The organism is Micromonospora pallida (assembly GCF_900090325.1).
Classification (GTDB): Bacteria; Actinomycetota; Actinomycetes; order Mycobacteriales; family Micromonosporaceae; genus Micromonospora; species Micromonospora pallida.
In genome coordinates this window covers 3,610,111-3,629,039 of the sequence record NZ_FMHW01000002.1, presented here as the reverse complement: position 1 = coordinate 3,629,039, position 18,929 = coordinate 3,610,111, and the positions used below count along the sequence as shown (strand labels likewise).

At 73.1% G+C, this 18,929-nt stretch carries 16 protein-coding genes; 12 read left to right on the top strand and 4 right to left on the bottom strand.

Annotated features, from left to right (window positions below; genetic code table 11):
- A complete protein-coding gene (locus GA0074692_RS14560; RefSeq protein WP_091644858.1) occupies positions 1 to 249 on the bottom strand; it encodes an acyl carrier protein in 249 nt (82 codons plus the stop codon).
- A gap of 222 nt (positions 250 to 471) precedes the next feature.
- On the opposite strand from GA0074692_RS14560, the gene GA0074692_RS14555 reads away from it, so the two are divergent.
- Genes GA0074692_RS14555 through GA0074692_RS14545 form a run of 3 tightly spaced genes read left to right on the top strand, consistent with a single transcriptional unit; the run spans position 472 to position 3,834 of the window.
- Positions 472 to 2,193 carry a thiamine pyrophosphate-binding protein gene (locus GA0074692_RS14555; RefSeq protein ID WP_091644855.1) on the top strand — a complete coding sequence of 574 codons (1,722 nt, stop codon included), beginning with the start codon at positions 472 to 474 and terminating at the stop codon, positions 2,191 to 2,193.
- The gene (locus GA0074692_RS14550) at positions 2,165 to 2,827 is read left to right on the top strand and encodes an SRPBCC family protein (protein WP_091644853.1); all 663 of its coding nucleotides are present in this window, start codon (positions 2,165 to 2,167) and stop codon (positions 2,825 to 2,827) included. Before GA0074692_RS14555 ends, GA0074692_RS14550 begins: the two co-directional genes overlap by 29 nt.
- Positions 2,824 to 3,834, top strand: coding sequence for a 3-oxoacyl-ACP synthase III family protein (locus tag GA0074692_RS14545; RefSeq protein ID WP_091644850.1), 1,011 nt, complete (start codon positions 2,824 to 2,826; stop codon positions 3,832 to 3,834). The genes GA0074692_RS14550 and GA0074692_RS14545 overlap by 4 nt, the downstream gene beginning before the upstream one ends.
- 177 nt (positions 3,835 to 4,011) lie before the next feature.
- Here GA0074692_RS14545 and GA0074692_RS14540 read toward each other — a convergent pair whose 3' ends face one another.
- Positions 4,012 to 5,637 carry an AMP-binding protein gene (locus tag GA0074692_RS14540; RefSeq protein ID WP_091644847.1) on the bottom strand — a complete coding sequence of 542 codons (1,626 nt, stop codon included), beginning with the start codon at positions 5,635 to 5,637 and terminating at the stop codon, positions 4,012 to 4,014.
- Between the two features lie 37 nt (positions 5,638 to 5,674).
- Positions 5,675 to 6,697: an acyl-CoA desaturase gene (locus GA0074692_RS14535; RefSeq protein WP_091644844.1), complete on the bottom strand. Its 1,023-nt coding sequence runs from the start codon at positions 6,695 to 6,697 to the stop codon at positions 5,675 to 5,677.
- Positions 6,698 to 7,210: 513 nt separating this feature from the next.
- Here GA0074692_RS14535 and GA0074692_RS14530 point away from each other — a divergent pair.
- The 7 genes from GA0074692_RS14530 (at position 7,211) to GA0074692_RS14500 (ending at position 15,225) form a co-directional block, all read left to right on the top strand.
- Positions 7,211 to 7,846, top strand: coding sequence for a hemerythrin domain-containing protein (locus GA0074692_RS14530; RefSeq protein WP_245730308.1), 636 nt, complete (start codon positions 7,211 to 7,213; stop codon positions 7,844 to 7,846).
- A 162-nt stretch (positions 7,847 to 8,008) separates the two neighbouring features.
- Positions 8,009 to 9,475, top strand: a complete 1,467-nt coding sequence (locus GA0074692_RS14525; RefSeq protein ID WP_091644842.1) for an MFS transporter — start codon at positions 8,009 to 8,011, stop codon at positions 9,473 to 9,475.
- 86 nt (positions 9,476 to 9,561) lie between these two features.
- Positions 9,562 to 11,406 (top strand): acyl-CoA dehydrogenase, encoded by a 1,845-nt coding sequence (locus tag GA0074692_RS14520; protein ID WP_091644840.1) that lies wholly within the window; start codon positions 9,562 to 9,564, stop codon positions 11,404 to 11,406.
- 29 nt (positions 11,407 to 11,435) lie between these two features.
- On the top strand, positions 11,436 to 12,218 hold the full coding sequence (locus tag GA0074692_RS14515; RefSeq protein ID WP_091644838.1) for a 4'-phosphopantetheinyl transferase family protein: 783 nt from the start codon (positions 11,436 to 11,438) through the stop codon (positions 12,216 to 12,218).
- Positions 12,215 to 13,030, top strand: a complete 816-nt coding sequence (locus GA0074692_RS14510) for an SDR family oxidoreductase (RefSeq protein ID WP_091644836.1) — start codon at positions 12,215 to 12,217, stop codon at positions 13,028 to 13,030. Before GA0074692_RS14515 ends, GA0074692_RS14510 begins: the two co-directional genes overlap by 4 nt.
- Positions 13,031 to 13,213: 183 nt before the next feature.
- Positions 13,214 to 13,804 carry an ArsR/SmtB family transcription factor gene (locus GA0074692_RS14505; RefSeq protein WP_091644833.1) on the top strand — a complete coding sequence of 197 codons (591 nt, stop codon included), beginning with the start codon at positions 13,214 to 13,216 and terminating at the stop codon, positions 13,802 to 13,804.
- Positions 13,801 to 15,225, top strand: coding sequence for an MFS transporter (locus GA0074692_RS14500; RefSeq protein ID WP_091644830.1), 1,425 nt, complete (start codon positions 13,801 to 13,803; stop codon positions 15,223 to 15,225). The genes GA0074692_RS14505 and GA0074692_RS14500 overlap by 4 nt, the downstream gene beginning before the upstream one ends.
- 4 nt (positions 15,226 to 15,229) lie before the next feature.
- Here GA0074692_RS14500 and GA0074692_RS14495 read toward each other — a convergent pair whose 3' ends face one another.
- Positions 15,230 to 15,970: a GNAT family N-acetyltransferase gene (locus GA0074692_RS14495; RefSeq protein ID WP_091644827.1), complete on the bottom strand. Its 741-nt coding sequence runs from the start codon at positions 15,968 to 15,970 to the stop codon at positions 15,230 to 15,232.
- 109 nt (positions 15,971 to 16,079) lie between these two features.
- Here GA0074692_RS14495 and GA0074692_RS14490 point away from each other — a divergent pair, with 109 nt between their 5' ends.
- Positions 16,080 to 16,292 carry a hypothetical protein gene (locus GA0074692_RS14490; protein WP_091653463.1) on the top strand — a complete coding sequence of 71 codons (213 nt, stop codon included), beginning with the start codon at positions 16,080 to 16,082 and terminating at the stop codon, positions 16,290 to 16,292.
- A gap of 74 nt (positions 16,293 to 16,366) precedes the next feature.
- Positions 16,367 to 17,866 carry a replication-associated recombination protein A gene (locus tag GA0074692_RS14485; protein ID WP_091644824.1) on the top strand — a complete coding sequence of 500 codons (1,500 nt, stop codon included), beginning with the start codon at positions 16,367 to 16,369 and terminating at the stop codon, positions 17,864 to 17,866.
- Positions 17,867 to 18,929: the final 1,063 nt, after the last annotated feature.

The following is an 18,929-nucleotide window of genomic DNA, read 5'->3' as shown; positions in this document are numbered from 1 at the left end:
CTATGCCTGGAGCTGTGCCGTGGTGTTGGCCAGGTCGACCAGATCACCGATGGTCTTCACGTCCGCCGCGCGGGACGGGTCGAACTCGATGCCGAGCTGGTCCTCGATGCCGTAGACGATGTCGGCCACCTGGAGGCTGGACAGCCCCAGGTCGTCGAAGGCCGTCTGCGCGCCGAGGTTGACCTCGTCGGCGCTCTTTCCACGCAGTTTCTTCTGCACCATTTCGCAGACCTGTTCAACGGTAATCACTGCGTAACTCCTCAGGCACGTGGGGTGATTGTGCTTTCGGCAGCGAGAGGTGTCACTGATCGCTGCGTCGAAAATGCGTATCGTCGGTCCCTCTGGACCGGACCGTCGGATCATGCCACAGTGGAAGAGATTCGGGCGACCCTCTGTCGCGACCTTGTGTGTGGACGATCCCCCGTGCATGATGGGCACCCTTGGGGGCATAAGCTTCGGGGGCCATCTATAATGGACAGACCGTACCGGGCAGTCGATTATCTGATCAGCTCGTTGCACCAAGTCGGGGTGCGGCACATATTCGGCGTCGGCGGCGCCAACATTGAGGATCTTTACGACGCGGCGCACCATTCCGCCGGAGCCGTCCGCGCAGTGGTGGCGAAGCACGAGTTCTCGGCCGCCGCCATGGCCGACGGTTACAGCCGGACCACCGGCCGGCTCGCGGTGGCCGTCTCCACCTCCGGCGCGGGAGCGATGAACCTGGTCCCCGGGGTGGCCGAGGCGTACGCCTCCCGGGTGCCGCTGCTGGCGGTAGTGGGGCAGCCGCCGCGTCCACTCGAGGGCCGGGGGGCCTTCCAGGACACCAGCGGCCTGGCCGGCTCCTTCGACGCGTACCGGTTGTTCTCCTCGATCAGCCGGTACTGCGCGCGGGTCGACGACCCGGCGGAGCTCGCCCCGGCGTTGGCCGACGCGCTCACCGCCACCCGGACGCTGCCCGGGGGACCGGCGGTGCTGCTGCTGCCGAAGGACGTGCAGCAGGCCCTCCTCACCGACCCGCCCCCGATCGACGAACTGCTGGCCGTCCGGCACGCGCCGGTGGCCGCCTCGGTGGCCCGTGAGCGCGCCGCCGACCGGTTGACCGAACTGGCCGGCGAGTCGGTGCTGGTCATCGCCGGGGACGAGGTGGCCCGGCGCGGCGCCCGCGCGGAACTGGCCGAGTTCGTCGCCGCACTGGACGCCCGGGTCGCCGTGGTACCGGACGGCAAGGACGTCTTCCCCAACCACGACCCGCGCTTCGTCGGCGTCGCCGGGGTGATCGGGCACCCGAGCGTCACCGACGCCCTGCGCCGGGCCCGGCTCTGCGTGCTGGTCGGCACCCGGCTGCCGGTGATGGCCCGGGGCGGGCTGGACGCCCTGCTCGCCGGCACCGAGCTGGTCTGCTTCGGCGCCGAGCCGGCCTTCCCCGACCCGGACGCGCTGCACGTCGACGGCGACCTGCGGGCCGAGCTGCGGGCGGTCACCGCGCGGCTGCGCGCCGCCGGGGAGGCCCCGCCGCCCCCGGCCGAGCCAGACCTGCGCCACCTCAGCGTGCCGCCGTTCGAGGGGGAGGGCATGCGGCTGCGCGACGCGGTCGAGGCGATCGCCGCCGCCGTGCCGGACCGCGCCACCGTGGTCGCGGACGCGGGCAACGCCGCCGCCGGCGTCATCCACTGGGTGCCCACGCCGCGCGACGGCCGGTTCGTCGTCGCGCTGGGCATGGGCGGCATGGGACACAGCCTCGGCGCGGGCATCGGGGCCGCCCTCGGCACCGGCAACCGCAGCTACGTGGTGATCGGCGACGGCGGGTTCCTGATGCACGGCATGGAGATCCACACCGCGGTCGAGCACGACCTGCCGGTGACCTTCGTGGTCGTCAACAACAACGCGCACGGCATGTGCGTCACCCGCGAGCAGCTCTACTACGACGACGCGTACACGTTCAACGAGTTCCGGCCGACCGACCTGGCCGCCGGGATCCGGGGCATGTTCCCGACCCTGACGGTCACCCACGCCCGCACGCCGGACGAACTCCGAGCCGCCCTGGCCGCGTCCGGGGCCGCCCGGTCACCGGCCGTGGTCTGCGTCGACGTGAGCCCGCGCGAGATTCCACCCTTCGTACCGTTCCTCAACCATCTCGACACCGTCAGTACCCAAGGAGCACCCCATGACCAGCCCGTCGTCGCCGTTGGCTGACATCCCGAACCTGCTGCGCTGCGAGACCACCCCGCGGGAGGCGGCTCTGGCCAAGGCCGCGGAGATGACCCACGCGGTCTACCCCCACGACGCGGTGTACGGGCAGTTCTGCACCGTGCAGGACTACATCGACTGCCCGCCGGAGGACCTCTTCGACTACCTGGTCGACCTGCGCAACCTCGACGAGTGGACGTACAGCACCCGGCACTTCGAGCCGGTTCCCGGCGCCACCGACGGGCTGCACCTCGGCTGGGACACCCTGGCCGACGACACCCGCATCTACGCGAAGGTGGTCGCCAACCGGGAGGCGCTGACCGTCGACTACCACTGCGCCTGGGACCAGGGCGACGAACTGTGGATGATCTACATCAACCGGATCATCCCCGCCGAGCTGGTGCTCAACAAGCCCGGCTCGGTGCTGGTCTGGACCAACTGCCGCCACCCGTACTACGACGACAACCCCAACAAGCACCTGGTGGCGGACCCGAACCGGGTCTGGGTGGGCGACATGTGGCCGCTGTTCTACGCCGGCCACCGGGCCGAGCTGGACAACCTCAAGGCCATCGTCGAGTACCGGCACAGCCGGGGCATCCCGGTGACCGGCCACGTGGTGCGCGAGGGGGCCTCGGTATGACAGTTCCGGTCAGCCTGGTCGAGGTCAACAGCGCGCTGCCGGAGAACCGGGTCGCCACCGACTTCTACCGTGGTGCGGACGCCGCGCTCGACGACAGCGTGATGTTCAAGTCGCCGAAGTACCGCCGGCACATGGGACCGGAGGAGAGCGCGGCCGACCTGATCGTCAAGGCCGCCCGGCCGGTGCTGGACCGGGCGAAGGAGCGCGGTGACGGGCCGGTGGACCTGCTCATCACCAACGTGCTCCTGCCCGACCTGCCGTTCACCGGCGCCGGGGCGGAGGTCGCCCACCGACTCGGCGAACGCCCGGACTGGGTGCTCGACGTGCACAACGGCGGCTGCGTCTCCTTCGTCTACATGCTGAAGCTCGCCAAGCAGATCATGCAGTCCGGCGGGGCGAAGACCGCGCTGCTGTGCAACGTGCAGAACAGCGCCGGCCAGGTCTTCACCCAGCCGACCATCCGCACCAAGTCGCACGCGCCCGTGCCGGGCGACGGCTGCGGGGTCGGCTATCTACGGATCGGGGACGAGTCCCCGATCCTCGACGTGGAGATCCAGCAGTACGTCGAGTACGCCACCGATGTCGGGCTGGCCTTCGACGACGCCCGGAAGTACTGGCAGCCGGGGCAGAGCGAGATGGACGTCAGCTTCACCGACTCCAAGGTCGCGAAGATCATCGGCCGGGGCAACCAGCTCGTTCCCAAGGTGGTCACCGCGCTCTGCGACCGGCTGGACACCCGTACCCCGGACATCGACGTGCTGATCACCAACCAGCCGAACCGGATGTTCCTGCGCAACTGGCGGGAGGCGCTCCAGCTCAAGCCGGAGCGGCACCTGGACACCTTCGACGAGTACGGCAACCTGTTCGGCGCGGCCGTGCCGATCACGCTGACCGACGCCGTCCGGGACGGGAAGGTCCGCCAGGGCGACCTGCTCGTCCTTGCCGGCTTCGCGCACGCCGGGGACATGGCCGGCGCCGCCGCCATCCGCTGGCAGGCCGGCGTGTAGCCGTCCGGATTCGCTGGCAGGCCGGCGTGTAGCCGTCCGGATTCGCTGGCAGGCCGGCGTGTAGCCGTCCGGATTCGCTGGCAGGCCGGCGCCTAGCGGCTCCACCTGGCTCGACGACGAAGCCGGGGTGGGGATTCCGAATCCCACCCCGGCTTCGTCGTGTCGCGGTCGACGGCCTCAGCGCACGGCGACCCGGGCCAGCGGACGCAACGCGTCGGACGCCAGCAGCGTCCGGCACCGGAACCGCTGGATCTTGCCGCTGGGCGTCTTCGGCAGCGTGCCCTTCTCCAGGAAGACGCACTCCGCCAGCGGCACCCCGGCCTTGGTCATCGCGATCGCCGCCGCCTCGTCGGCGAAGGCCGGGTAGTCGGTGCTGCGGCTCTTCAACTCCACGAGCAGCACCAACTCGCTCCGGCCGTCCTCGACGACGTCGACGATCACCGCGCAGCCCTTGCGGACCGGATCCAGGGCGTCGATCGTGCTCTCGATCTCCCGCGCGTAGACGTTGCGGCCGCCGACCTGGAGCAGGTCGTCCGAGCGGCCCACCACGTACAGCTCGCCGTCGTGCAGGAAACCCAGGTCACCGGTACGCAGCCGGCCGTCGACGAACCGGGCCGCGGTGCGCTCCGGGTCGGCGAAGTACCCGCTGGCGAGACTGGGCGAGGCGATCCGGATCTCGGAGAGGCGGCCGGGTTCGGCGACCGCCACCTCGACCCCGTCGCACGGCCGGCCGGTGGAGACCACCCGGGTCGCCGCCGGATCGTCCGCCGCGCACGCCACCACCTCGCCGTCGGCCAGCCGGTTGCCGTCGACGTCGAGGAAGCGTGGTGCCTCGTCGTGCGGGCACGCGGTCACCGCCAGGGTCGCCTCGGCCAGCCCGTACGCCGGCATCAGCGCCTCCTCCCGGAGCCCCTGCGGGCCGAAGGCGGCCACCGTGCGCCGTAGCGCCTCCCACTCCACCCGCTCCGCCCCGACCACGCAGACCCGCAGCCGCAGCGGGGCGGCCAGCGCGCCACTGCCCTGTCCCCGGGCGGCCAGGTGCAGCGCGGTGCTGGTGCCGGCGGTCATGGTGGCGCCGTACTCGGCCATGTCCCGGAACCAGGTCCGGGGCGACATCATGAACCGCTCCGGAGTGGACAGCACCAGCCCGAAGTCGTGCGCCCAGGCGTAGAGCAGGCAGCCGAACATCCCCATGTCGTGGGAGAGCGGCAGCCAGGAGGCCACTGTCTCCTCGCCGGGCACCCCGCCGGCCATGGCCAGGATCATCTCCAGTTGGCGGCCGATGGCCCGGGTGGTCAGCGCACACCCCTTGGGCACGCTGGTGCTGCCCGAGGAGTACTGCACGAACGCCAGGTCGTCCAGGCCCGGCGGAGTCTCGTCGATCCGGCCGTCACCGGCCAGCGACTGCCAGGACCGCACCGCCAGTCGACGGTGCAGCGACTCCGGCAGCAGCGGGGCCAGCTTCTCGTCGGCCAGCAGCACCGGCGCGTCGAGGTTGGCGACCAGCGTCTCCAGGTGACCGGCGTACTCCTGCCGGTCCATGCCCCGGGTGGGCACCGGCAGCGACGCGACGGCCCCGCCGGCCATCCAGGCCCCGAGCAGGCCGCGGACCGCCTCCGGGGAGTTGTCCAGGATGGCGGCTACGTGCCGGCCGGGGCGCACCCCGGCGCGGCGGAGGGTGGCCGCCGCGCCCCGGGCGTCGGCGACCACCTCCGACCACGGCGTCGTGGTGAATCCGTTGCCGGCCCAGGCGTGCAGCCGGCCCCGGCCCCCGGCTCCGGTCAGTCGCTCCCACAGCTGCACGGCGTCTCCTTCCGGGCCGGTACGACGGTCGGTGTCCTCATTCGACGTCGGTGACCGAGACCAGCTCGGACGCGCGTCGGCGCTCGGACAGCGGCGGGGCCGCCGGTGCGGTCAGCAGCTCGTCGGCGGTGGTGGCCGGGGCGCTGTCCGCCTTGACGTTGCCGACCAGGCTCACCCCACCCTCGCGCATGGCCAGCCGCTCCGGGTCGATCCGGATCACGTGGGTGGCCAGGCCGACCTTCTCCAGCGACCAGATGAAGATGGCGCTGATGTCCACCTCCCACCACTTCATGCCGTGCCGGGCCGAGCGGGGGAAGGCGTGGTGGTTGTTGTGCCAGGCCTCACCGAAGGAGGGGATGGCCAGCCAGGCCACGTTGCGGGAGTGGTCCAGGGTGCCGAACCGGCGACGGCCGAAGTAGTGCCCGACCGAGTTGACCGCGTAGGTCATGTGGTTGACCAGGAACAGCCGGACCAGACCACCCCAGAGGGCACCGGTCAGCGCGCCGGTGAGGGTGCCGGTGAGGGCGAGCCCGATCAGGCCGGGCAGCACGATGCCGGCGGTTACGACCAGCACGAACTTCTCGCTGATCCAGCGCAGCGCCTTGTCCCGGACCAGGTCCGGGCAGTACCGCATCGGCTCCGACTTCAGGCCGACGTCGAACAGCCAGCCGAGGTGCGCGTGCCACAGGCCCCGGAGGATGCCCTTGACGCCGGGCTCGAAGCCCAGGTGCGGGCTGTGCGGGTCGCCCTCGCGGTCGGCGACCCGGTGGTGCCGCCGGTGGTGTGCGGCCCAGATGATCGGCGGGCCCTGTCCGGCCATCGCCCCGGCCGTGGCCAGGGCGAGGTAGATCGGACGGGTGGTCCGGAACGCCCGGTGCGTCAGCAGCCGGTGATAGCCGGTGGAGATGCCGAACGCGCAGATCGTGTACATGACCACCAGGGCCACGAGATCCGACCAGCCGAACAGCCTGTTCCAGAGCAGGACCATCGCCACCAGGACGCCGATCAGCGGCGCCACGGACGCGGTCAGGATGAACCAGCGGTGTTCTCTGCCGTCCATGTACCTACCTCTTGGTCTGTATGTATGAGCGGTGCGATCGCGGCGCGTTCCCGCCCCGTCGGCCGGACGGCCGGGGGCGCGGCCCGTTCCCGGCCGCCCGTGAATGGCGGGTCGACCGGGTGGGACCGTGGGGCGGAATGGGGTCGACGGGCGGGACGCATTGCCGCCCGGAACAACCACCTGTACGTTTTGGGTAACGGTGTGGTGCACGCGCTGTCATCCGGCGGCCCCCGTCCACGGCTCGCGCAGTAAACAAGTACCGCACTTTATCGAAAGTGGATGGCATTGACTATCACCTAGCGGCGCGTGTGATCCACTCTGGACCGGCACAAGTACGTCTGATCCGTCCGATTGAATATGTGCTGTTACAAAGGCCAGTCTTCGCCGCCGATCCGCTGATCCAGTCCACTGGCGACAACGCCGAGTCGGACATAGGGGATGGGACCGCCAGCATCGGTGAATAGCTGATACGGTCGGCGTGCGTTCAGCGCCGGTCGCAGCAAGGAGAAGAACATGTCCAGTCAGCCAGCCGTCGGGCTTCCCGCCGGCCACCTCACGATGCGGCTCGCGCACCGGGCGATGCTGCGTGACCTGGGCCGGATCGCGACCACCGCCACGGCCCTGGCCGACTCACCCGACCCGGCGCAGGCGACGGCCCTGACCGACTACGCCGACCGGATCCTCCAGATCATCGAGCACCATCACGAGGGAGAGGACGAGTTCCTCTGGCCGATGCTGCGCGAGCGTGGCGCCGGTGAGGACGTGCTGACCCTGATGACCGAGGAGCACGCCGAACTGCTCGGCCACCTCAAGGACGTCACGGGGCGACTGACCGCCCTCGACGGGGCTACCGCCTGGGCCGGCTTCGGCGCGGCGGTGCAGCGGCTGCGCGACTCGCTCGCCGCGCACTGCGCCGACGAGGAGCGCGAGCTGACCGACCGGCTGGCCCCGGCGCTGGACGCGTCCGCGTGGAGCCGGTTCGAGCGCAACATGGTCAAGACCGCGCCGAAGTGGACGCTGGCGTTCATGCCGCCCTGGCTGGACTCGGTCGCCGAGCCGGCCGAGCGGGCTGGGGTGCCGGCCCGTCCGGTGGCCAAGCTGATGGCCGGGTCGCTGCGCCGTCGCCAGCAGCGTGCCTTCGGAGACTGACTGGCCCCTCCGGGCCGCCCCCCGTACCCACGAGCCGTTCCGGCGGTCGCGGCGGGCCCGCTCCGACGCACCGACCCGCCGCCGGCCGGTGCCCGTCCCCCGACCGTCCGGGCCCCGGGCGGAGAACCCCTGCAATCCACTGAGCACTGCTGAGGAGTCGTGATGGTGCAAGCCGCCGTGCCCGAAGGGGACCAGATGTTGAGCCGTGGGCGGGTCGCGCTCCTGCTCGCCATCACCTGCGGCGCCCAACTGCTCGTCATCTTCGACGAGACGGTGGTCAACCTGGCCCTGCCGTCGATCCGCACCGACCTGAACTTCTCCACGTCCTCCCTGGCCTGGGTGGTCGACGCGTACATGCTGCTCTTCGGCGGTTTCCTGCTGCTCGGCGGCCGGGGCGCGGACCTGTTCGGCCGGCAGCGGATGTTCCTCATCGGTCTGGTCGTCTTCGTCGGCGCGTCGCTGGGCGGCGGGCTGGCCCAGACCGACACCGCGCTGATCATCGCCCGCGGCGTGCAGGGCTTCGGCGCGGCGCTGCTCAGCCCGGCCGCGCTGAGCATCCTGGTCAGTGCCTTCACCAACGCCGAGCAACGGGGCAAGGCGCTCGGCGTCTGGGGTGGCCTCTCCGGCATCGCCGGCACCACCGGAGTGCTCCTCGGCGGTCTGATCACCGACACCATCGGCTGGCGCTGGGTGTTCTTCATCAACGTCCCGGTCGGGGCGCTGCTGCTCGCGCTCACCCTGGCCGGTCTGCGCCGCAGCGGCGACCTGGAGGCCGCCGTCGGCCCGCGCCGACTGGACGGCTTCGGCGCGGCCACCATCACCGGTGGTCTGCTGCTGTTCGTCTACACCGTGCTGAACACCGCCCACCGGGAGTGGAGCGACCCGATCACCATCGGCGGTCTGGTCGGCTCGGTCGTGCTGATCGGGCTGTTCATCTGGTGGGAGAAGCGCGCCCCGGAGCCGCTGCTGCGCCTGGGCATCCTGGCCAACCGGCAGATCGCGGTGGCCAACATCCTCACCGTGCTGGCCGCCTCCGCGCTCTACGGCACCTTCTTCTTCCTCAGCCTCTACATGCAGGTGATCAACCAGTGGTCGCCGATCCGGGCCGGCCTCTCCTGGGCACCGCTCGGCCTCACCATGGCGGTCTTCGCCGGCGCGGCCATGCAGCTCACCCCGAAGCTGGGCACCCGCAACCTGATCCTGTCCGGCCTGGTGCTGGTCGGGCTCGGCCAGGTGCTGCTGCTGCGCAGCACCGTCGACGGGTCGTACGTCAGCGAACTGCTCCCCACCCTGATCCTCTCCGGCGCCGGCTTCGGCCTGGCCCTGGTGCCCCTGGTGGTCGCGGCGGTCAGCGGCGTGGCCAAGGAGGAGAGCGGCATCGCCTCCGGCCTGATGAACACCGCCCAGCAGGTCGGTGGCGCGGTCGGCCTGGCGGTCCTGGTCACGGTCGCCAACGAGCGGCTCTCCGGGCGGATCGGCGAGGGCGCGGCAGCGCCCTCGGCGCTGCTGGACGGCCTGCACGCGGCCTTCCTGACGGCGACCATCCTCACCGCCGCCGCCGTGCTGGTCACCCTCGCGCTGCCCAGCACCCGCGCCAAGGTCGACCTGGCGGCGATCCACGGCGGCTGAGCCGCCGACCAGTACGACACGGCGGGCCGGACCGGGCGAACACCCGGTCCGGCCCGCCGCCTTCCCGAAGACAGGAGTACGCGCAGATGGGCCACTACCGCAGCGACCTGCGGGACCTGGAGTTCAACCTTTTCGAGGTCTTCGGCGTCGAGGAGTTCCTCGGTGCCGACGGCTACCCCGACCTGGACGCCGACACCATCCGGCAGATCCTCGCCGAGGTGGACCGCTCCGCCCGGGAGGAACTGGCGGACGTGTTCACCGAGGGCGACCGCCAGCCGCCGGTGTTCGACCCGGCGACGCACACCGCCCCGCTACCCCCGGCGTTCGCCAAGGCGTACCGGGCGTTCCTGGACGCCGGGTTCTGGCGCCTCGGTGACCTGGCCCCGGAACTGGGCGGCACGCCCGCGCCCCGGATGCTCTGGCGGGCGATCGGCGAGCTGATGATGGGCGCCAACCCGGCGATCTGGATCTACGCCTCCGGCCCGCCGCTGGCCAACGTGCTCTGGCACGAGGGGACGGCGGAGCAGCAGCGGTGGGCCCGGATCTTCGTGGACCGGGAGTGGGGATCCACCATGGCGCTGACCGAGGCGGACGCCGGCTCGGACGTCGGCGCGGGGCGGACCACGGCGGTGCCGCAGCCGGACGGCTCGTGGCATCTCGAGGGGGTCAAGCGCTTCATCACCTCGGGCGAGCACGACCTCACCGAGAACATCGTCCACTACGTGCTGGCCCGACCTGTCGGGGTCGAGGGCGCCGGCGGGCCGGGCACCAAGGGGCTCTCCCTGTTCGTGGTGCCCAAGTTCCACTTCGACCCGGGAACCGGTGAGCTGGGCGAGCGCAACGGCGTCTTCGCTACCAACGTCGAGCAGAAGATGGGACTGAAGGTCTCCAACACCTGCGAGCTCACCTTCGGCCAGCACGGTGTGCCGGCGGTCGGCTGGCTGGTGGGGGACCGGCACGACGGCATCCGGCAGATGTTCCGGATCATCGAGTACGCCCGGATGATGGTCGGCACGAAGGCCATCGCCACCCTCTCCACCGGCTACCGCAACGCCCTGGCGTACGCGCGCGAGCGGGTGCAGGGCGCGGACCTGACCCGGATGGCCGAGAAGACCGCCCCCCGGGTCCGGATCATCGCCCACCCGGACGTGCGCCGGTCGCTGATGCTGCAGAAGGCGTACGCCGAGGGGCTGCGCGCCCTGCTCGTCTACACCGGACGGTGGCAGGACCGGATGGTCCACGGGCCGGACGCCGACCTGGCCGCCCGGGTCAACGACCTGCTCCTGCCGCTGGTCAAGGGGGTCGGCTCGGAGCGGGCGTACGAGCTGCTCGGGCACGAGTCGTTGCAGACCTTCGGCGGCTCCGGATACCTCACCGACTACCCGCTGGAGCAGTACGTCCGGGACGCCAAGATCGACACCCTCTACGAGGGGACCACCGCGATCCAGAGCCTCGACCTGGTCTTCCGCAAGATCGCCAAGGACCAGGGAGTGGCGCTGATGGCGCTGGCCGGCGAGATCGGCGAGTTCGTCGGCGCCGGCGCGGACGACGACCCGCTCGCCGAGCAGCGCGCCGCCCTGGGCCGGGCGGTGACCGACGTGCAGGGCTGCCTCGGTGCGATGTTCGAGTGGGTGGGCGCCGCGCAGGGCGGGGAGCCTCGCCAGCTCTACCTGATCGGGCTGCACAGCCGGCGGTTGCTGCTCGCCTTCGGTGACCTGCTGGTCGGCTGGCTGCTGCTCACCCAGGCCGAGGTCGCCGCGCGGGCCCTGGGCCGGGCCGACCTCTCCGCCGCCGACCAGGCCTTCTACACCGGCAAGGTAGCGGTGGCCCGGTTCTTCGCCCGGGAGGTGCTGCCCCGGCTCACCGCTGACCGCAAGATCGTCCAGGCGGCGCAGCTCGACCTGATGGACGTCCCCGAGGAGGCGTTCTGATCCACCGGCGGGCCCACCACCCCGGCGCGGTGGGCACCGTCTGGTGGGCCGACCTGGGCATGTTCCGACGCTGGCAGCTCGGGGTGCTGGACGACACCGAACGGGGGCGGCTCGCCGCCATCCGGCACCCCGGGCGCCGCCGGCAGTCCACCCTCGGCGCGGTGCTGCTGCGTCTCGCGGTCGCCGATCGGTGCGGCGTGCCGGCCGACCGGCTCCGGGTGGTCCGGTCCTGCCCGAGCTGCCCGGAGCCGCACGGCCGACCCCGGTTGCCCGGGCACCGGCTTTCGGTCGCCGTCTCCCACTCCGGCCGGCGGGTGGTGGTCGCGGTCAGCGACCAGGGCGAGATCGGGGTGGACGTGGAACGCCGCGACCCCGACCGCGCCGCGGCCGAGCTGGCGCTCTGGTGCCGGCGCGAGGCGGTGGTCAAGGCGACCGGGGACGGGCTGCGGGTACGCGTTCGGGACGTCCGGATCAGCCCGCCACCCGGGCCGCTCCGGCTGCTCGGCTACCCCGGGCGGCCCGACCTGCGGGCCCGGCTCTGGGACCTGCGCCCCGGCCCCGGCTACCTCGGCGCGGCGGCGTTGGTCGTCCCGACCGCCCCGACCGGCCGGGAACGGCTCGTGGAGCGCAGCGCCGCCACACTGCTCAGCCGCCGACCCCGGCCGGACGGTCTGCGGCGGCGTGCAGCCGGCCGGCAGCTCCACGCCGCTACGGCCGCCCAGCCCTCGTGCCGGGACAGGTCAGGTCGGCCACGGCGCCGGATGGTCCTCCGGTCCGTGGCTGCACGCAGTCGACGGGAGACGGACGGATGACGCTGCTGGTGGTGGGGGCGAGCGGGCACCTCGGCGGTGAACTGTGCCGGCGGGCGGTCGCGGCGGGGGAGCGGGTGATCGGCACCTACCACACCCGCGAGCCGACGCTGGCCGGCGTCGAGTCGCGCCGGCTGGACGTCCGCGACCGCGCCGCGGTCCGCGCGCTGGTCACGGCGGTACGCCCGGACGCGGTCGTCGGCACCAGCTACCGGTTCGACGACTGGGCGGTCACCGCGGACGGGGCGGCCCACGTCGCGCTCGCCGCCGCCGAGGCGGGCGCCCGACTGGTGCACGTCTCCAGTGACGCCGTACACGGCGGGCGCGCCGAACCGTACGCCGACGACGAGCCGCCCAGCCCAACGTTCCCGTACGGGGCGGCGAAGGCAGCGGCCGAAGTGACCGTCCGGTCCGTCCACCCGGCCGCCGCGCTGGTGCGTACCTCGTTGATCCTGGGTGATCGGCACAGCAAGCAGGTCCGGCTCTGCCTGGACGCCCTGGCCGGCCGGGCGACCCTCTTCACCGACGAAGTCCGCTGCCCGGTGCACGTCGGTGATCTGGCCGACGCCGTACTCACCCTGGTCGCCACAGACCATGCCGGTCCGCTGAACGTGGCTGGGGCGGACGCGCTCAGCCGGGCCGAGCTGGGGCTGTTGGTCGCCCGGCGGTACGGGTTGGACCCGATCGGGATGAAGACCACCACCAGCGGCAACACCGGGCGGGGTCGCCCGTTGACGGTGCTGCTCGACAGTTCCCGGGCGGCCCGCCTGCTCCCCGTCCGCCTGCGCGGCGCCCACGAGTTCCTGGCCCGCTGACCGTTCCCGGGCTTCGCTGCGTTCTTCCGCTTGTGTGGTAGCAGGGGACCCCTGTTACCGCTTTTCGACGTGCAGGGGTCCCCTGCTACCACCCCTGCTACCACCTCAGCCGGACGGGCGGGTCGCCGCGTCGATAGTGCACAACTCTTGTGCACAGATGCTGTGCACACTTATTGTGCAACTATGGCGAAGGAGCAGAGCGGCGGGCTGGTCAGCGTCCGCCTGGATGCCCGGCAGGCCCGGGTGCTGGCCCACCCACTGCGGTTTCGGCTGCTCGGCGCGCTGCGCACCGACGGCCCGGCGACCGCCACCACCCTCGCCCAGGCGCTCGACACCAACACCGGGGCGACCAGCTATCACCTGCGCCAGCTCGCCGAGGTCGGGCTGGTGGCCGAGGAGCCCGACCGGGGCACCGGCCGACAGCGCTGGTGGCAGGCGGCGCACCAGGTCACCAGCTTCGATCCCAGCGACTACGACGACGACCCGGACGCCCGCGCGGCGATCGAGTGGATCCAGGCCGACACCGTGCGCTGGATGACCGAACAGGTCGACCGGTGGCTCGCCGAGCGGGCGACGTACTCCCCGCAGTGGCGGGACGCGGCCGGCATCAGCGACGGCTTCCTGACCATTGGCCCGGAGCGGTTGCAGGAACTCAACCAGGAGATCTGGGACCTGATCCTCCGCTACCGGGAGGCGTCACCGCCCGACGAGCCGGACGCCCGGCCGGTCCACGTCGTCTACGCGACCCTTCCCGCGCAGGGGCAGGACCGGTGACCGCGCTGCTCACCGCCGACCAGGTCCGGCGGCGCTACCTGTTCCTGCACGGGCTCCGCTGGCTCCCGGTCGGCCTGCTGATCCCGGTCATGGTCCTGCTGATGCAGGAACGCGGCCTCACCCTCGCCCAGATCGGCCTGGTCACCGCTGCTCAGGGCATCGTCGTACTGCTGCTGGAGTTGCCCACCGGAGGGCTCGCCGACGCCCTCGGCCGGCGGCCGGTGCTGCTCACCTCCGCAGTGATCAACCTTGTCTCGCTGGCCCTGTTCGCGGTCGCCGACTCGTTCGCCCTCTTCGTCGTGGTCTGGCTGCTCCAGGGCGTCCATCGGGCGCTGGACAGCGGCCCGCTGGACTCCTGGTACGTCGACGCGACCCTCGCCGCCGACCCCGACGCCGCGTACGAGAAGGGGCTCGGTCTCGGTGGGACGGTCCTCGGGGTGACGATCAGCGCCGGTGCGTTGCTCGGTGGTGGGCTGGTCGCGCTCGGTCCGGTCGGCCCGGTGAGCGCGCTGACCACGCCGGTGCTGCTCGCCGTCGTCGTGCAACTGGCCGCCCTGGTGGCGCTCGGCACTCTCCTGGCCGAACCGCGTGCGGCCCGGGACCGGGGTGCGCTGCGCGCGTCGGTCGCTGCCGCGCCGGGCCTGGTCGGCCAGGCGTTCGGGCTGCTGCGCCGGTCCCGGGTACTCCTCGCGCTGGTCGCGGTGGAGCTGTTCTGGGGCTTTGGCATGGTCACCTTCGAGATCCTGCCTCCGGCCCGTCTCGCCGAGGTGACCGGAGACGCCGACCGGGCGGCGGCGCTGCTCGGCCCGGCCGGTTCGGTCGCCTGGCTCGCCTCGGCGGCCGGCGCCGCCCTCACCCCGCTGCTGATCCGGTGGTGGGGAGCTGCGCCCAGCGCCGCCGTACTGCGGGTGGTGCAGGGGGCGACCGTGGTCGGCATGGGACTGCTCGCCGGGCCGGTCGGCGTGCTTCTGGCGTACCTGGCCTGCTACACCGTGCACGGCGCGTCGAACCCACTGCACACTGGGCTGCTGCACCGGCAGGTGGACGGCCCGTACCGGACCAGCGTGCTGTCGTTGAACTCGATGGTGGCGATGCCGGCCGGCGCGTTGGGCGGGATCGTGCTCACCGCCTTAGCCGACGCCGCCGGGGTCCGGACGGCGATGCTGGTCGGCGCGGTGGTGCTGGCCGTCGCCGCCCCGCTTTACCTACCCGCCTGGCGGGCCGCCCGACGCGCCCCGAACACCCCGAACACCCCGGCCGCCCCCACCGGGACCGTCGCCCCCGCGCCGACCGCCGACTCCGCGACCCCAGCCGCCCCCGCGCCGACCGCCGACTCCGCGACTCCGGCCGGCCCCGCGCCGACCGCCGGCCCCCTCCGGGCCGCCGACTCCGCCGTCCCGGCCGGGACCGAAGCAGGGTGAGCCCTCAGCCGAGCTGCACCGAGCTGCGGGGGAGGACGTGGGTGAAGCCGAGCCGCCGGTAGAGGCGCAGCGCGCCGACGTTGTGGGTGTAGACGCCGAGCGCCACATGGTCGTACCGGGCGAAGAGGGCCCGGGTCATGCCGGCGGTCAGCACCGCGCCCAGGCCGCGTCCCCGCTCACCGGGCGCGACGGTCAGGCCGGCGAGGAAACCGATCACACCCCGGCTGCGGTCCGCGCCGCAGGCGACCAGCCGGTCACCGGCCCGGATGCCGTACCAGTCGACCACCCGGGGGTCACCGGGGCGCGAGGTGGTGCTCGGGAACGCTTCGTCGACCAGCGCGGTGAGCGCCGGGAGGTCGGCCTCGGTGAGGCGGACCACCCGTTCCTCGCCGGGCTGGTGCGGCGGCGGGGCGGCGGCCCAGAGGAAGTCCCAGTCGCTGTGCCGGGCGACCGGTAGTCGCCCGGTCAGCTCCGCCGAGCCCACCCGGGGCAGGTGCAGCCACTGTCCGGCGCGGACGACCCCTTCGGCGCGCAGCGCCGCGACAAGACCGACCGCCGGTCCGGCCGCGCCGAACGCCCCGCCGGCCGGCCCGGACTCGGCCGGCAACAGCCATCCCGTCACGTCGTCCAGCAACCACGCGCGCGGCTCGTCGTCCCGGCCGAGAACGTGCCGGACGTACGGGTGGTGACCGGTGGCCGCCAGGACCGCTCTCCGTCCGGGTACTGCCCGCGCTGCGCCGATCATGCCGCCAGGGTAGCCAGAGCGGGCAGGCCGTCCACCCTGGAGATTGATGATCGGACCGATTGGGTACATCACGGCGACGCACCCCAACCCCCGTGACCGGAGGACCGACATGCTCGCCATCGCTGCGGCCATAGTTTTCGGGCTTGCCCTGCTCATCGACCTTCTCAACACCAACTTCGGGGCGCCCGACCTGTTCAACTGGAACACCCTGGTACTGATCGGCCTGCTCCTGCTCTCGCTCTACCTGGCCGGTGTCGGCCGGGGCCCGCGCACCGGTGGCGGCGGGGGTTGGTATCGCGGACGCCGCCCAGGTCGCGGCTGACCGTTTCCGATCACCGCCGGCCCGTCCCACGCCGCGATTCCGGCGTCGTGGGACGGGCCGGTACTGTCTTCGTGATGGAGTCCGACGCCCTCTTCACTCTCGGTGATCCCGCCGCTGCGCCGAGCGCGCCCGCGGGGTTCGGCGGCACGCCCGCCGGGTCCGGGGTCGATGGCTTCGACCCCGCCGGCGCCGACGCGCCGCTGCCGGTGCGGATGCGCCCGGCGAACCTCGACGAACTGGTCGGCCAGGAGCACCTGCTCGCCCCCGGCTCGCCGCTGCGGCAACTGGTCGGCGGCACGACCCCGATGTCGGTGATCCTCTGGGGACCACCCGGTTGCGGTAAGACCACCATCGCGCACCTGGTGGCCCGGGCCACCGACCGCCGCTTCGTCGCCATGTCGGCGCTCACCGCCGGGGTGAAGGACGTCCGCGCGGTGATCGAGACGGCCCGCCGGCAGCGCCGCTCCGGTGGGCCGCCCACCGTGCTCTTCATCGACGAGGTGCACCGGTTCAGCAAGACCCAGCAGGACTCGCTGCTCGCCGCCGTCGAGGATCGGACGGTGACCCTGCTCGCGGCGACCACCGAGAACCCGTACTTCTCGGTCATCTCGCCGCTGCTGTCCCGCTGCGTGCTGCTGACCCTGCAACCGCTCACCGAGGACGCGGTCCGGGGCCTGCTGCGTCGCGCGGTCGTCGACGAGCGTGGCCTCGGTGGCACGCCGACCCTCGCCCCCGAGGCCGAGGAGCACCTGGTCCGCCTCGCCGGTGGTGACGTCCGCAAGGCGCTCACCGCGCTGGAGGCGGCCGCCGCCTCGGCCACGGCGCTCGGGACCGACCGGATCGACCTGGCCACCGCCGAGCAGGCGGTCGACGTGGCGGCGGTCCGCTACGACCGCGCCGGGGATGCCCACTACGACGTGACCAGCGCCTTCATCAAGAGCATGCGCGGCTCCGACGTCGACGCGGCGCTGCACTGGCTGGCCCGGATGCTGGTCGCCGGGGAGGACGCCCGGTTCATCGCCCGCCGGTTGGTCATCTTCGCCAGCGAGGACGTCGGCATGGCCGACCCCCTGGCCCTTCAGGTGGCGACCGCAGCCGCGCACGCGGTGGAGTACGTCGGCCTGCCCGAGGTCCAGCTCAACCTCGCCCAGGCGGTGATCCACCTGGCCACCGCCCCGAAGTCCAACTCCGCGACCACCGCGATCGGGGCGGCGATCCGGGACGTGCGCGCCGGCCGGGGCGGGCCGGTGCCGCGCGCCGTGCGGGACGCCCACTACTCCGGTGCCCGGGGGCTGGGCCACGGCACCGGCTACCGCTACCCGCACGACGACCAGCGGGGCGTGGTCACCCAGCAGTACGTCCCGGACGACCTCGTCGGCACCGACTACTACCAGCCCACGGAGCACGGCGCGGAGCGCGCGGTGGCCACCCGGCTGCCCCTGCTGCGCCGCATCGTCCGGGGCCGCTCCGGGGCGGCCGCCGTGCCGGTGGGGACCGGACCGAGCACGACGGACGCGGACGGCGTCCCGGCGGATGAGGGCGGCGTGGACGCCGCCAGGAAGGGTCACCAGTGACACCTCGTGGTGGGGAACGGCCGGAGGAGGGCCCGGACGAGCGGCGGGACCCGAAGGCCAGGGGACGCCGCTGGGGACGCAGCCGGCCCGACGCGGAGCCGGCGGAGCAGGTCAGCAGCGAGGAACTCGGCTGGATCGACGACCTGCGCAGCGCCAAGCGGCAGCGCGCCGGGTTGGGCCCGGAGAGGGCCGCCCCGGGGGCAGCCGAGGCGGCACCTGGTGCTCCCCGGCCACCCGCCGCGCCGACCCCGCCGACTTCCGGGCCGGCGCCGGGCGGTCCAGCTGCCCCCGCCCACCCCGCCGGCCCGGCGACTCCGCCGTCCGTCGCCCCACCCGCCCGGCGACCCGGGCGTCCGGACGGCCCGTGGCCGGGTTCCGCCGGCCCGGGGCCGCGTCCCGAGGCCGCCCCGTCGGTCCGCCCCGGCCCGGAGGCCCAGCCGTCGGTCCGCCCCGGCCCGGAGGCCCAGCCGTCGGTCCGCCCGGGTCAGGACGGCCCGCCGCCGGCCGGACCCATGCGCCGGCCACCCCACGGGTCCGAACCGGGCCAGTGGACGGCGGCCGGTGGACCGCCCCGCGCCGGCCGGGTCCCCGTCGAGGGCGCGGCCGGTGTGGCGCGCCCGCCCGCCCCGGACGACCATCCGGCGGCCCGGCGACGGGCCCTGGAGCAGGACGTCCCTCCGGTCCCGGCCTCGGGTAACGCGCCACCGGTACCCCGGTCGGGCAACGCGCCATCCGTTCCGGCGAACCCGGTGGCACCGGGTCCGGTGTCGGCGGGGGCGGGCCCGGTGGCCCACCACCCCGGCGACCGGTACGGGCCACCGCCGGTATCCGGCCGCCGACGTGCCGCCGGCGATCCCGACGACGAGGCGTCGACCGGCCGCCGCCGCGCCACCCCGGACGAGGACCGCCCGGCCGGGCGGCGTCGGGCCGCCGAGCCAGGCGATGCCGGTCGACCGGCGACCGGCTCGGCCCGCCCGTCGGTCCCCGGCCCGCCCGGGCCAGCCCCGGACCCACGTACCGCCCCGCCGCCCCGGGGGGCGGCTCGTCCCGGACCGGCCGCGCT